The sequence below is a fragment of the Streptomyces sp. NBC_00523 genome (assembly GCF_036346615.1).
In the GTDB taxonomy this organism is placed as follows: Bacteria; Actinomycetota; Actinomycetes; order Streptomycetales; family Streptomycetaceae; genus Streptomyces.
The window spans coordinates 1,071,296-1,084,403 of the sequence record NZ_CP107836.1 but is presented as its reverse complement, the minus strand read 5'-3'; the positions used below and the strand labels follow the sequence as shown (position 1 = coordinate 1,084,403).

Below are 13,108 nucleotides of genomic sequence, written 5' to 3'. Positions count from 1 at the left end.
ATGACGACACGGATGAGGCACCGGCGTTACGGGTGAGCCCCGGCCCCTCAGGCGCGTCGTCTGCTCTGGGTGAGCGCGGCCCCGGCCAGGACGATGAGCGCGCCGACCGGGGTGTTCCAGCTGAGCCGCTCGCCGAGGACGGCCACTCCGGCCGCCGTGGCGATGACCGGGATGAAATAGGTGACCATCTGCGCGGTCGTCGGCCCGACCTCGTTGACCAGGCCGTACTGGAGCAGCACCGCAAGGCCCGTGCCAAGCGCCCCGAGCGCGACGACGGCCAGGGTGGGCACGATGGGGAAGCCGCCCGGAATGGTGGTGAACAGCGGGGTGACGACCGCGAGTTGCACGGTGCCCAGGAAGAGCTGGCTGCCGGTGAGCGCGAGGGTCGACGCGCCGCTGCCGGCCAGCGTCCGGCGCACGTAGATCCAGCCGACCGGGTAGCTCAGCGAGGCCAGGAGCGCCATCGCCGTGCCGCTGAAGTCCAGCCCGGAGAAGCCCTGCCAGGCACCGAGCACCGTCAGCACGCCGAGGAAGCCGAGGCCGAGACCGGCGACGCGGCGGCGGGTCGGCCGGTCCTCCGAGAGGGCGACGAGGGACAGCGCCATGCCCCAGAGCGGCGAGGTCGCGTTGCAGATGCCCGCCAGCGTGGACGGGATGGACAGCTCGGCGTACGCGAACAGGGAGAACGGCAGGGCGTTGAGGAAGAACGCCGCCACCGCGAGATGGCCCCAGGTCCTGGTCGAGCGCGGCAGCCGCTCCCGCTTCACCACCATGACCACCGCGAGGACCGCCGTGCCCGACAGGAGCCGCCCCAGGGTCACCTGGAACGGGGCGTACGCGTCGGTCCCCACCTTGATCAGGAGGAAGCTGAAGCCCCAGATCAGCGAGAGCGCCGCGAAACGCAGCCGCCAGTCCAGGGCCGGCCGCCGGGTGGGAGCGGGGGCGTTGGCGGAGGGCGGCGGTGCGGCCGGGGTCGGGCACGGCTCGGGGATGGCTCTCGGGGCGGTCGGGGCGCTCATGGTGACAACGATCGCCGCCTCCACCTCTTAGCACAAGTGAGATTTTGTGCGCTGCTTCGCGTAGCATCGCTTACATGTTGAACCTGGAGCGCCTGCGCACCCTGGACGCCCTGGCCAGGCTCGGCTCGGTCAGCGGCGCCGCCGAAGGGCTGCACGTCACGACGTCGGCCGTCTCGCAGCAGATGGCGAAGCTGGAGCGCGAGGTCGGCCAGCAGCTCCTCGCCAGGAACGGGCGCGGGGTGCGGCTCACCGACGCGGGGCGGCTGCTCGCCGACCACGCGGCGCGCATCCTCTCGCAGGTCGAGCTGGCCCAGTCCGACATCGAGGCCCAGCGCGGCGAGGTCGTGGGGGAGATCCGGCTCGGCGCGTTCCCCACGGCCGCGCGCGGCCTCTTCCCCGCCACGCTGCTCGCCCTGCGCACCGGCCACCCCGAACTGCGGGTGCGCACCCTGGAACTGGAGCCGGAGGCGGGAATCCGGGCGGTGCTCCGGGGCGACATCGATCTCGCCGTGGTCCTGGACTGGAGCAACAAGCGGCTCCCGGTGCCCGGTGGGCTGACCCGGGCCGAACTGCTGGACGACGCCCCGGACATCGCCATGCCGTCGGACCATCCGCTCGCCGACCGGTCCGAAGTGGACCTGGAGGACTTCGCGGACGACGACTGGGTGTCCTGGCCCGAGGGTGAGTTCTGCTACGACTGGCTGATGTTCACGCTCCGCTCCAAGGGCATCGAACCGCGCATCGCCCACCTCGCGGGCGAGCACCACACGCAACTCGCCCTGATCGCCGCCGGGATGGGAGTGTGCGTCGCGCCCCGGCTGGGGCGGGGGCCGGTGCCCGACGGGGTGCGGCTGGTGCCGGTGCGCCAGCTGATGCGCCGCCATGTCCACGCGGTGTGGCGGACGGACGCGGACCGGCGGCCCTCGGTCCGCGCGGCGGTCGCGGCACTGCGCGAGGCGGGGCGGGAACTGGACGACCCCATGGGGCCGGAAAGCTGACCCCACCCGGCCGTCAGCCCCCCAACGACCTCCGCAGGAAGTCCAGCTCAAGCCGGAGCAGCCCGCTCGCCGTGCGGTCCCGGCCCACCAGGTGACCGGCTCCGGACAGCGGGAGCACCGTGTGCGGGCGGCCGCGGCGAGCAGGGTCGAGGAGAGGCGCAGCGTGTGGGCCACGGTGACGTTGTCGTCGCCGAGCCCGTGCACCAGCATCAGCGGCCGGGTCAGCGAAGCGGCCTCGTCCAGCAGCGAGTTGCGGTCGTAGTTCTCCGGCAGCACGTCCGGGTGGCCCAGGAACCGCTCCTCCCAGTGGGTGTCGTAGAGCCGCCGGTCCGCCGGGGCCGCGCCCGCCACCGCCGCGTGGAAGACCTCCGGGTGCCGGAGAACCGCCGCTGCCGCCAGATACCCGCTGAACGACCAGCCGCGCATCGCCACCCGGGTCAGGTCCAGCTCGGGGCGGTCGGCGGCCACCGCGTGCAGGGCGTCGATCTGGTCATCGAGGACGGCCGTCAGGCGGTCGCCGTGCACCGACTTCTCCCACGCCTCGCCGCGCCCGGGCGTCCCCCGCCCGTCCGTGACGAGCACGGCGAACCCCTGCTCCGCGAACCACTGGGCCACCGCCGTCCACCACGTCCGCACCTTCAGCACGACCTGCATGCCGTGACCGGCGTACGGGCTCAGCAGCACCGGCAGCGGTCCGTCGCCCGGCGCGTGCCAGGACGGCAGATAGAGGCGGCTGCGCAGCTCGCGCGCGCCGAGGCTCAGGGCCAGGGGACGCGGGACGACGAGCGGTTCCTCGGCCAGGACGGCGATGCGCCCCGCCTCCACGCCGTCCCGGAGCACGGTCACCGTATGGCCGTCCGGCGTCCGGCTGTCGAGGACCACCACCGGGCCCCCGACCGCCGCGGTGTGCACACCGGGCATGCCGGAGACCCGGACCAGGCCGCCCCCGGCCGTGTCGTACGACCAGACGTGGACCTCGGTGGGCTCGTCGCCGCCCGTGAAGTACACCCGCCCGTCCGCCGCCCCCAGCACCTCGCGCACCTCCAGGCCCGGGGGCGTCGGAGCGCCGCCGAGGTCCAGGCCCTGGGTGTCGCCGCCGGGGTGCGCGGGTACGACGAGCGCGCCGGACGGCAGGCGCAGCGGAGTGCCCGGGCGCAGGGCCACCCAGGCCGGGTCGTGTGCGCGGTGCACGGTCGTCGTGTCCCCGGTCGCCTCGTCCACCGCGAGGACGTGCACGGAGCGCTGGTCCCGGGTCTGTACGGAGACCAGGGGACCCCGGTCGTCCCAGCCCGCCGCCACCACGTACTCGAACGCCCGGTCCGTCCAGGCGGCTTCGGGGTGCCCGTCGCCCGCCGCCTCGGGGAGCCGGACCGGGATGCGCTCGCCGGAGAGACGCACGAGGTGCAGCGAGACCTTCGCGTTGGGGGTCCCGGCGGCCGGGTACGCCAGCTCGCGGGGCGGCCGTTCGGGGTGCGCCGGGTCGGTGAGGTAGCGGCGCCGGACGCCGGAGGTGTCGGTGCGGGCGACCAGGAGGGCGTCGCCGCGCGGGGACCACCAGTAGCCGCGCGTACGGCCGATGGACTCCTGCGACACGTAGTCGGACAGGCCGTACGTGAGGTGCGCGCCGTCGGGTCCGGCGAGGGCGCGGTCGCCGGTGCCGTCCGCCCGTACCGTACGCAGCGCGCCGCCGGAGACGTACGCGATCAGCGAGCCGTCGGGGGAGGGGCGGGGGTCCACGGCGGGACCGGCCGTCGGCAGGCGGCGGGGGGCGGAGCCGTCGGTGGGGGCGAGCCAGAGGGTGCCCGCGAGGGCGAGGACCGCCAGGCGCACCGAGGCGTCCGTGGCGTACGAGACCACGCCGGACGACGTCTCATGGGCGCGTTCGCGCCGGGCCCGTTCCTCCGGCGGGACCTCGCCGGGGTCCTCCTCCGCGAAGCCCGGCCCGAGCGGGTCGGCGAGCATCCGCTCCGCGCCGTCCTCGTACAGCCAGAGGCGGCTCACCGGGTCGGTGCCCGAGGTGCCCCGGACGAAGAGGAGCCGCTCGCCGTCGGGGGAGACGGTGAACTGCCGGGGCACGCCCAGCGAGAAGCGCCGGGTGCGGGCGAACTGGTCGGGGAACGGGTCGTCGGGCGAGGGGGAGGGGGCTGTCATCTCGACACCATGACAGGTGGTGCGGCGGGTAAGCCGTCCGGGGCCCGGCGGGCCCCGGACGGCCGCCGTCAGTGCGCGGCGGGCTGGGCCGCCGCGGTTTCCTCCGCGAGGCGCTCCATGCCGCTCTGGGTGCGCAGCGGCTTCTCCTTGATGAAGAGCACCGCGACGAGCGCCAGGAACGCGAAGGGGGCGCCGATCAGGAAGACGTCGGCGGTGGCGACGCCGTACGCGTTCTCCACGATGACGCGCGCCGGCTCCGGCAGCTTGCTGAGTTCGGGGACACCGCCGCCGGTGCCGCCCCCGGCCGCCCCGCCGAAGCCCTTCTTCAGCTCCTCGGCCACCCGGTGGCCGAGGACCGCGCCGAGCGCGCTCGTACCGATGGCGCCGCCGAGGCTGCGGAAGAACGACAGGACCGAGGTGGCCGCGCCGAGTTCGGAGGCGGGCACGTCGTTCTGGGCGGCCAGCACGAGGTTCTGCATCAGCATGCCGACGCCGACGCCGAGGACCACCATGTAGACGCTGAGCAGGCCGAACGACGAGTCGGCGCCGATCGTGGAGAGCAGCCCCATGCCCGCGGTCATGATGACGCCGCCCGCGATGAGGAAGCCCTTCCACTTGCCCCGGGAGGAGATGATCTGGCCGGCCACGGTCGTCGAGACCATCAGGCCGAGGATCATCGGCAGGCTCATCAGCCCCGCGATCGTCGGGGACTTGCCCAGCGAGATCTGGAAGTACTGGGAGAGGAACACCGTGCCGCCGAACATGGCGACACCGACCAGCAGGCTCGCCACGGTCGTCAGCGCGACCGTGCGGTTGCGGAAGATGTCCAGCGGGATGATCGGCTCCGCCACCCGGGACTCCACCCACACCGCGGTGGCCAGGAGGATCACACCGGCGGAGACGAGCGCGGCGGTCTGCCAGGACGCCCAGTCGAAGCGGTTGCCCGCGAGGGTCACCCACAGCAGCAGCGAGCTGACCCCGCTCATGATGAGGACGGCGCCGACGTAGTCGATCCTCACCTCGCGGCGGATCGTGGGCAGTTTCAGGGTCAGCTGGAGCAGCACGATCGCGAGCAGTGCGAACGGCACGCCGATGAAGAAGCACCAGCGCCAGCCCAGCCAGGAGGTGTCCACCAGGACCCCGCCGATCAGCGGGCCCGCGACCGTGCCGACGGCGAAGACGGCGCCGAAGATGCCGGAGTAGCGGCCGAGTTCGCGCGGCGGGATGATCGCCGCCATCACGACTTGGGCGAGCGCGGTGAGACCGCCCGCGCCGATGCCCTGCACGACACGGCTGACGATGAGCAGCCCGACGCTGTGCGAGAAGCCCGCGACGAGCGAGCCGACGACGAACATCGACAGCGAGAGCTGGATGAGCAGCTTCTTGTCGTACAGATCGGAGAGCTTGCCCCAGATCGGCACGGTCGCCGTCATGGCGAGGAGTTCGGCGGTGACGACCCAGGTGTACGAGGACTGGGTGCCGTGCAGGTCGGCGATGATCCGGGGCAGGGCGTTGGAGACGACCGTCGAGGCCAGGATGGCGACGAACATGCCGGCCATCAGGCCCGACATGGCCTGGAGTATCTGGCGGCGCGTCATGCCTGACGCGGTCCCCTCGGTCGTACCGGCGGCGCCGGTTTCGGGTGTGACGGCAGCGGTCATCGGCTGACGTTCCTCATTCTCTGGTGACTGGCTCCGCGCCCAGTGGTACGGGCACGGAGGGTGGTGCGGTGGGGGCTCAGCCCTTCAGACCGGCGGCCAGCGAGGCGAACGCCTCGCGGTACAGGCTCTGGAAGGTACGGGTACGGCCCGTGGCCACCCAGACCTCGACGGCGGCCCGCACGGCGGCGACGGCCACGTGCGCGAGGAGCCGGGGATACAGGTCGGTCTCGGGGTCCTGGCCGAGGCGTTCGGCGACGACGGCGACCATGGCGGTCTCGTCGGCGCCCCGGGCGGCCAGGAAGTTGGGGAGCAGGGCCGGGCTCTTCTTCAGCACCTCCAGCTGGAGCTCCCAGCGCTCGTGGTCCTCCTCGATGGAGGCGAGCTCCTGGGCGATGGCCTCGCTGAGGGCGTCGAGCGCGGTGAGGTGCTCGGGGGCGTTGAGCACGGCCCGGCGGGTCCGCTCGGCGTTCTCCTGGGCGGGGCGCGTGATCGCGTCCTCCAGGCACGGGAAGTAGTTGAAGAACGTGCGCACGGAGACGCCGACCGCCTCCGTGACCGCTTCCACGGTCACGTGCTCGAAGCCCCGGTCCGCGGCCATGCGCAGGGCCGCGCCCGCCAGGGCGTCACGCGTGGCGCGCTTCTTGCGTTCACGCAGCCCCAGGGGCGGATCGTCGCTCATGAAAGTGCATGCTATGCAATTTTGCAGACTGGGCAAAATTCCGAACGGGCACGGTCCGGCGTGGGGTCGGGGGCGCGGGCGCGTAATCCGGTGTCCGGTGCGTGGATCTTGGTGATAGGCATTCCCGGTGACCTCACCTCATGACTTCCCCTCCCTGCTGCGGCTCATCGACGAGCGGTCCGCGGCCTTTCGTGCCGCGATAGCCTCCGCGCCAGGCTTCGACGCGCCCGTGCCGGGCTGCCCCGGCTGGAATCTGTACGACCTCGCCCAGCACCTGGGCGGCGGTGACCGCTACTGGGCCGACATCCTCAAGGCCGGCCCCGCCGCCGCCCCGCCCGCCGAGGCCCTGGCCGCCCGCGCCGCCCTCGTCGCGCCGCGCGACCCGGAAGCGCTGGTGGCCTGGCTCGCCGAGTCCACGGGGCAACTGCTCGACACGCTCCGGGACGCGGGTCCGGAGCACGGCTGCTGGACCTGGTGGCCGGCGGGCCGGACGCCGCAGAACGCCTGGGGTGTCGCCCGCCACCGGGTGCAGGAGAGCGCGGTGCACACGTACGACGCCCAGTGCGCCCTGGGTGCACCGGAGCCGCTGCCGGAGGCGGTGGGGCTCGACGGTGTCGAGGAGTTCCTGTTCACCTGCGTCGCGACGCCGAGCCCCTGGCCGCATGCGCCGGCGGCCTTCGACTTCCACGCCTCCGAGGGCCGCTCCTGGCGCCTCGTGGTCGACGCCGACGGCGCCCGCCCCGACCGCATTCCCGCGCCCACCGCCGAGGGCGCCGGCACGGCCGGGGTGGCCGCCCGGGGTCCGGCCGGCGACCTGGTCCTCTATCTGTACGACCGGATCCCGGCGGACGCCCTGCGGATCGAGGGGGACGGGAAGCTGTTCGACCTGCTGCGGGACTGGGAGCCGGAGGCTTAGGGGGCGGCGCCTCGGCTCAGCCCTCCGTCCTGACGAAGTCGCCCGGCTTGTAGCGGCGGGCGAAGAACGCCTGCTCGGGGCCGTACCAGCGGATGAGGGAGAACCAGCCGCGGCCGGGGACGGTCCTGATCCAGTTCCGGGCCTCCTGCGGGCGGTCCGGGCCGATGTGGAGGGTACGGAACTCCTCGTCCAGCAGCGTGTGCCAGAAGTCGTCCTGGGTGGTCTTGGCGTGGGCGACCCACTGCCGGTCCTCCCACCACAGGGCGCCGCAAGGCCGGCTTCCTCGCTCTACTGGCTGGGCGCGCGTGACGCCGACGGGGCTTGGCTGGACGGCTCCCCGTACGTACCGGCTGCGCGTCCCGGGCCCGGTCCCGGCCGGCCTCTTCTGGTCGCTGACCGTCTACGACAGCGAGACCCGCTCCCAGGTGGTGACCGGCCAGGGGCGGGCGGCGATGCGCTCCCTGTACGAGAAGCCCGCGCCGGACCTCGACGGCACCGTGGACCTGTACGTCGGCCCGACCCCGCCCGCCGGACAGGAGGAACGCTGGCTGCGGACCGTCCCCGGCCGGGGCTGGTTCGCCTACTTCCGGATCTACGGGCCCGCCGAGCCGGCCTTCGACGGCAGCTGGCGGCCCGGCGACTTCGAAACGGTGACGTCCGCCTGACCGGCCCGCGTCAGCCGGCCGTCCTGGTGACGGCCGGCGGGCGCCAGGTGCCGTCCACGACCGGCTGCTCGGGCCAGTACGCCCGCAGGTACAGCGAGAAGCGCCCTTCAGGGGCCGGCAGCCAGTTCGCGCTGGGCCCGTCGACGGGCGGACGCGCACCCGCGTACAGGGTCAGCGAGCCGTCGTCCCCGTAGACCAGGCTCTTGTTCTTCGTCCCCAGCGAATACCGGTTCAGCTCGTTGGGGTGGAAGAAGTGGTGCTCGTTGTAGAGCGTCACCGACCAGAAGCCCTTCACCGGGGGCAGCGAACCGGCGGGAAAGGTGACCGCGTAGCCGTGCTCACCGGTGAGCAGTTCGCCGCCCGCGTCGCAGTCCTGGTAGAAGTACGCGGTCTCCCGGGGCGTGTTGACGAAGATGTTGGCCCGGGCCATCGCCGTACGGCTCAGGTAGTCCCCGCCGAAGGCCGCCCCGTTGCGCTGGGTGGTCCAGTGGTGGTCCAGCGGCACCCCGATGTTGCGGAACTCGAACAGCTCACGCATCAGGGTGCCGTCCGCGTCGATCGCCGTGTCCCGCAGGACGTCGGCCGCCCCGGGATTGCGCGCCGCCTCGTCCACCAGCGAGCGCAGCACTCCGTACAGGGCGTCCTCGCCGGGGCGCGGCGGCACCTCGTCCAGGATCGCGGGCAGCAGGTCGAAGAACACGGCCGGATCGACCCACTTCGTCTCCTGCTCGCCCCCGGTCGCGTCGCCGGCGGCGTACGACGGAGCCTGGGACCAGTCCGTGGTCCGTGGCTCCCCGGTGAACTCGGCGAGCGGATAGGCCATGATCCGGTTCACCAGCGGCTGGATCGCGGCCCGGTCCTCGTCGGTGTCGTTCAGGAAGACACGCGGGATGCAGACGGCGATCCGGGTGTCGAACCGGAAGACGCCCGCGATGCCGTCCGGGACCTGGCCGTCCCACTCCACGGGCGCCAGCAGATAGCATCCGGGCTTCGTGCCGTACGGCGCACCGAGCGGCGCGAAGGAGTCGGTGCGCTGGTCGACGGACTGGTACACCCAGAACCGGTCCCCGAAGTCGGGCACCTGCACCACCGAGGGCCCGCGCCGGGCGGAGGACGTCATGGCTCCACGGTAGGAACGCCACTCCGGTGGCTCACAGCTCAGCTGGGCTGTCCGGGGAGCGTCGGGAGGATCTTCTCCACGATGCCGAGGATGACGTCGTCCTCGGGCAGGACCGCCCCGGACTTGCTCCACACCGTGAAGTCGAAGGTGCCTCCCGGGTCCTTGCGGTCGAGGGCCACGGTCAGCGTCCTCGCCAGGGGGCCCTCCGTGGCGGTGCTGCTGGATCCCCCGCCCCCGATGCGGAACTGCATGAGGTGGTCCGAGGTGAAGACCGCGGGCCGGCCGAGGACCTTGTCCTGCTTGTGGTCCAGGGTCTGGGGCGCCAGCACCTTCGCGTACAGGGCGATCGTCATGTGGTTGTACGTGGCCGAGAACTCCACGGTGTAGGTGTCGAACTGGACCCGGGCCTCCGGCTCGGCGACCTTGTCGGCGGTCAGGGACGCGGTGCCGCTGTTGCCGTACGCCACCAGCGGCGTTTCACCGGGGGTACCGAGGAGGTCCGCCAGGTCGGAGCGGTTGAGCGCCTTGCACAGGTCGTCGCCGGTCACCGCCCCCGGCGTCAGGGCGTACGCCTTCGGCAGCTTCTTCCCGGCGGCGTGGTCCGAGCAGGTGGCGGGCTTCCGGGAGGTGGCGGTGGCGTCCCCCGTGACGCGGGGAGCCAGCCACACCGCGCCCACGAGGGCCCCGACCAGGGCCAGGGCCACGAAGACCTGCACCGCGGCGTTGGGCTCCTTCTGCTGCGGAGCCGCCGGGCCGCCGACGGGGCGCGGCTGCACCTGTGGCGCCGGGGCGCCGGCCGCCCCCCTGCGGGCGCGCCAGGCGTGGCGCACCGTACGGATGCGGAACGCGGTGACGGCGAGGAGGGCCACGCCGAGACCGGCCATGATCCACCGGGATTCCGATTCGGTGACGGCGTTGAGCACCATGCCTACGCCGAAGAGGGAACCGCCCAGGATGAGCAGGGGTTCGCGTACCCAGAAGGGCAGAACGCGGAGTATGAGACCGAGCATCCGGTGATCTCAGCAGAGCGTGATCATCTGCGCAATGGACTTCCGGGAATGGTTGGTGCCGCCGGCCCGGCGGCACCAACCATTCCCCGCGGGTCAGGCGCCCGCCCTCCGCTTGTTCCACACGTCGAAGCCGACCGCCGCGAGCAGCACCAGGCCCTTGATGACCTGCTGCCAGTCGGTGCCGACCCCGACCAGGTTCATCCCGTTGTTGAGCACACCGAGGACCAGGCCGCCGATGATGGCCCCCAGCACGGTGCCCACACCGCCGCTCATGGACGCACCACCGATGAACGCGGCGGCGATGGCCTCCAGTTCGAAGTTCACCCCCGCCTTCGGCGAGGCCGCGTTGAAGCGTGCCGCGAAGACGAGACCGGCCAGTGCGGCGAGCATCCCCATGTTGAGGAAGACCGCGAAGGTCACCTTCCGGTCCTTGACCCCGGACAGCTTCGCCGCGGGCAGGTTGCCGCCGATCGCGTACACATGGCGGCCGATCACCGCGTTCCGCATGACGTAGCCGAAGCCGACCAGCAGCACGGCCAGGATCAGCAGCACCACCGGCGCGCCCTTGTAGCTCGCCAGCAGCAGCGTCGTGACCAGCACGGCGGCGAGCAGCGCCGTCACCTTCAGGGCGAACAGGCCCGTGGGCAGGGTGTCCAGCGTGAACTCCTGCTGGCGCCGGCGATCCCGCAGCTCCTGGAACACGATGTACCCGGCCAGTCCCAGGCCCAGCAGCAGGGTGATGTTGTGGTAGTTCGTCTCCGGCCCCACCTCGGGCAGGAAGCCGTTGGCGACCCGCTGCATGCCCTCCGGGAACGGGCCGAGCGTCTGCCCCTTGAGGAAGATCTCCGTCAGCCCCCGGAACAGCAGCATGCCCGCGAGCGTCACGATGAACGAGGGGATGCCGACGTACGCGATGAAGAAGCCCTGGAGCGCTCCCGCGACGGCCCCGAGCAGCAGGGTGAGGACCACGGCGACCGGCCAGGCCACATGGTGCTCGACCATGAGCACCGCCCCGACGCCCCCGACCAGCGCCATCAGGGAGCCCACCGACAGGTCGATGTGCCCCGAGATGATGACGATCATCATGCCGATGGCCAGGATCAGGATGTAGCTGTTCTGGAGCACCAGGTTGGAGACGTTGCGCGGCAGCAGCAGGTCGCCGCCCGTCCAGATCTGGAACAGGAGCACGATCAGGCCGAGCGCGAAGAGCATGCCGTACTGGCGCATGTTCCGCCGTACACCGTCCAGGAGCATCCGGACGACCGGGACTCCCGTCGGCGGTGACCCGCCCTCGCCGGAGGGCGGGGTGGCCTTCGTGTGGGTGCTGACGTCGGTGCTCATGCCTGGTGTCCTTCGGGTGGAACGGGGGTGGTGTCCTGGGTCATGTGCCGCATCAGCACTTCCTGGGTGGCGTCCGCGCGCGCGACCTCACCGGTCAGCCGCCCGGCGGCCATGGTGTACACGCGGTCGCACATGCCGAGCAGTTCGGGCAGCTCGGAGGAGATGAAGAGGACCGCCTTGCCCTCGGCGGCGAGCCGGTCGATCACGGTGTAGATCTCGAACTTGGCGCCCACGTCCACACCGCGCGTGGGCTCGTCCAGGATGAGGACGTCCGGACCGGTGAGGATCCACTTGCTGAGGACGACCTTCTGCTGGTTGCCGCCGGAGAGCCGGCCGACCGGTTCGAGGACGTTCGGCGTCTTGATGTTCATGCTCCGCCGGTACCGCTCGGCCACCTTGCGTTCCTCGTGGCCGTCCACCACCCCGCGCCGGGCGAGGGTGCCCAGCGAGGCGAGCGAGATGTTGCGGCCCACCGAGTCCCCGAGGTCGAGACCGTAGTGCTTGCGGTCCTCGGTGACGTACGCGATGCCGTGGGCGACCGCCTCGGGCACCGTACGGGTACGCACCTCGCGGCCGTCCCTCAGCACGGAACCCCGCTCGTAATGCCCGTACGAGCGCCCGAAGACGCTCATCGCGAGCTCGGTCCGGCCCGCGCCCATGAGCCCGGCGATGCCCACGATCTCGCCGCGCCGGACCTGGAGCGAGACGCCGTCGACCACCTTGCGGGTGCGGTCGAGCGGATGGCGCACCGTCCAGTCCCGGACCTCCAGGGCGGGCCGGGCGTCGGTCTCGCCGGTGTACGGGGTGCGGTCGGGGAAGCGGCTGTCGAGGTCCCGGCCCACCATGCCGCGGATGATGCGTTCCTCGGTGGTGGCCGGGTCGTTGACGTCCAGGGTCTCGATGGACCGCCCGTCGCGCAGGATGGTGACGGAGTCGGCGATCCGGGCGATCTCGTTCAGCTTGTGCGAGATGATGATCGAGGTGATGCCCTGGTCCTTCAGCTCCCGCATCAGCCGCAGCAGCTTCGCGCTGTCCTCGTCGTTGAGCGCGGCGGTGGGCTCGTCCAGGATCAGCAGCCGGACGTCCTTCGCCAGCGCCTTCGCGATCTCCACCAACTGCTGCTTGCCCACACCGATGTCGGCGACCCGGGTCTCCGGATGGTCGTCCAGGCCGACCCGCTTGAGCAGCGCGGACGCCCGGCGCAGCGACTCGCGCCAGTCGATGATCCCGCGCCGGGCCGGTTCGTTGCCCAGGAAGACGTTCTCGGCGATCGACAGGTGCGGGACGAGCGCGAGTTCCTGGTGGATGATGACGATCCCGCGCTGCTCGCTGGCCCGGATGTCCTTGAAGCGGCACGGTTCGCCGTCGAAGAGGATTTCGCCCTCGTACGAGCCGTGCGGATGGACGCCGGAGAGCACCTTCATGAGCGTCGACTTGCCGGCACCGTTCTCCCCGCACAGGGCGTGCACCTCGCCGCGCCGCACGGACAGGGTCACATCGGAGAGCGCCCGGACACCGGGGAACGTCTTGACGATGGACCGCATGTCG

Annotated in this window: 10 protein-coding genes and 1 pseudogene; 3 read left to right on the top strand and 8 right to left on the bottom strand. The window is 72.0% G+C overall.

Annotated elements, in window-relative coordinates; all coding sequences use genetic code 11:
• Window positions 1–47 precede the first annotated feature (47 nt).
• Window positions 48–1,019, bottom strand: coding sequence for a DMT family transporter (locus OHS17_RS04810; protein ID WP_330311195.1), 972 nt, complete (start codon window positions 1,017–1,019; stop codon window positions 48–50).
• Between the two features lie 74 nt (window positions 1,020–1,093).
• Between OHS17_RS04810 and OHS17_RS04805 the strand changes: the two genes are divergently transcribed.
• Complete coding sequence (locus OHS17_RS04805) at window positions 1,094–2,017, top strand: LysR family transcriptional regulator (RefSeq protein ID WP_330311194.1); 924 nt, start codon at window positions 1,094–1,096, stop codon at window positions 2,015–2,017.
• A gap of 13 nt (window positions 2,018–2,030) precedes the next feature.
• Here OHS17_RS04805 and OHS17_RS04800 read toward each other — a convergent pair.
• The 3 genes and pseudogenes from OHS17_RS04800 to OHS17_RS04790 all read right to left on the bottom strand — a co-directional run bounded on the left by OHS17_RS04800 (window position 2,031) and on the right by OHS17_RS04790 (window position 6,508).
• Window positions 2,031–4,168, bottom strand: a pseudogene (locus OHS17_RS04800) (prolyl oligopeptidase family serine peptidase).
• Window positions 4,169–4,236: 68 nt separating this feature from the next.
• Window positions 4,237–5,829, bottom strand: a complete 1,593-nt coding sequence (locus tag OHS17_RS04795; protein ID WP_330311193.1) for an MDR family MFS transporter — start codon at window positions 5,827–5,829, stop codon at window positions 4,237–4,239.
• A gap of 76 nt (window positions 5,830–5,905) precedes the next feature.
• Entirely contained in the window at window positions 5,906–6,508 is a 603-nt protein-coding gene (locus tag OHS17_RS04790; RefSeq protein WP_073865076.1) for an acyl-CoA-like ligand-binding transcription factor, read from the bottom strand.
• A 127-nt stretch (window positions 6,509–6,635) separates the two neighbouring features.
• Here OHS17_RS04790 and OHS17_RS04785 point away from each other — a divergent pair, with 127 nt between their 5' ends.
• Both OHS17_RS04785 and OHS17_RS04780 read left to right on the top strand, forming a co-directional pair.
• On the top strand, window positions 6,636–7,424 hold the full coding sequence (locus tag OHS17_RS04785) for a maleylpyruvate isomerase family mycothiol-dependent enzyme (protein ID WP_330311192.1): 789 nt from the start codon (window positions 6,636–6,638) through the stop codon (window positions 7,422–7,424).
• A 305-nt stretch (window positions 7,425–7,729) separates the two neighbouring features.
• On the top strand, window positions 7,730–8,089 hold the full coding sequence (locus OHS17_RS04780; RefSeq protein ID WP_330311191.1) for a DUF1214 domain-containing protein: 360 nt from the start codon (window positions 7,730–7,732) through the stop codon (window positions 8,087–8,089).
• Between the two features lie 10 nt (window positions 8,090–8,099).
• Here the strand turns inward: OHS17_RS04780 and OHS17_RS04775 are convergent, their stop codons facing one another.
• The 4 genes from OHS17_RS04775 to mmsA form a co-directional block, all read right to left on the bottom strand.
• Window positions 8,100–9,209, bottom strand: coding sequence for a DUF1214 domain-containing protein (locus OHS17_RS04775; protein WP_330311190.1), 1,110 nt, complete (start codon window positions 9,207–9,209; stop codon window positions 8,100–8,102).
• 38 nt (window positions 9,210–9,247) lie between these two features.
• The gene (locus OHS17_RS04770) at window positions 9,248–10,219 is read right to left on the bottom strand and encodes a DUF6215 domain-containing protein (RefSeq protein ID WP_330311189.1); all 972 of its coding nucleotides are present in this window, start codon (window positions 10,217–10,219) and stop codon (window positions 9,248–9,250) included.
• Between the two features lie 93 nt (window positions 10,220–10,312).
• Window positions 10,313–11,560, bottom strand: coding sequence for a multiple monosaccharide ABC transporter permease (gene mmsB, locus OHS17_RS04765; protein ID WP_330311188.1), 1,248 nt, complete (start codon window positions 11,558–11,560; stop codon window positions 10,313–10,315).
• Complete coding sequence (gene mmsA / locus OHS17_RS04760) at window positions 11,557–13,104, bottom strand: multiple monosaccharide ABC transporter ATP-binding protein (RefSeq protein ID WP_330315159.1); 1,548 nt, start codon at window positions 13,102–13,104, stop codon at window positions 11,557–11,559. The genes mmsB and mmsA overlap by 4 nt, the downstream gene beginning before the upstream one ends.
• Window positions 13,105–13,108 lie beyond the last annotated feature (4 nt).

Coding starts and splice junctions, on each gene's coding strand:
- OHS17_RS04810 (WP_330311195.1), bottom strand. CDS start 1,019: ATGAGCGCCCCGACCGCCCCGAGAGCCATCCCCGAGCCGTGCCCGACC.
- OHS17_RS04805 (WP_330311194.1), top strand. CDS start 1,094: ATGTTGAACCTGGAGCGCCTGCGCACCCTGGACGCCCTGGCCAGGCTC.
- OHS17_RS04795 (WP_330311193.1), bottom strand. CDS start 5,829: ATGACCGCTGCCGTCACACCCGAAACCGGCGCCGCCGGTACGACCGAG.
- OHS17_RS04790 (WP_073865076.1), bottom strand. CDS start 6,508: ATGAGCGACGATCCGCCCCTGGGGCTGCGTGAACGCAAGAAGCGCGCC.
- OHS17_RS04775 (WP_330311190.1), bottom strand. CDS start 9,209: ATGACGTCCTCCGCCCGGCGCGGGCCCTCGGTGGTGCAGGTGCCCGAC.
- OHS17_RS04770 (WP_330311189.1), bottom strand. CDS start 10,219: ATGCTCGGTCTCATACTCCGCGTTCTGCCCTTCTGGGTACGCGAACCC.
- mmsB (WP_330311188.1), bottom strand. CDS start 11,560: ATGAGCACCGACGTCAGCACCCACACGAAGGCCACCCCGCCCTCCGGC.
- mmsA (WP_330315159.1), bottom strand. CDS start 13,104: ATGCGGTCCATCGTCAAGACGTTCCCCGGTGTCCGGGCGCTCTCCGAT.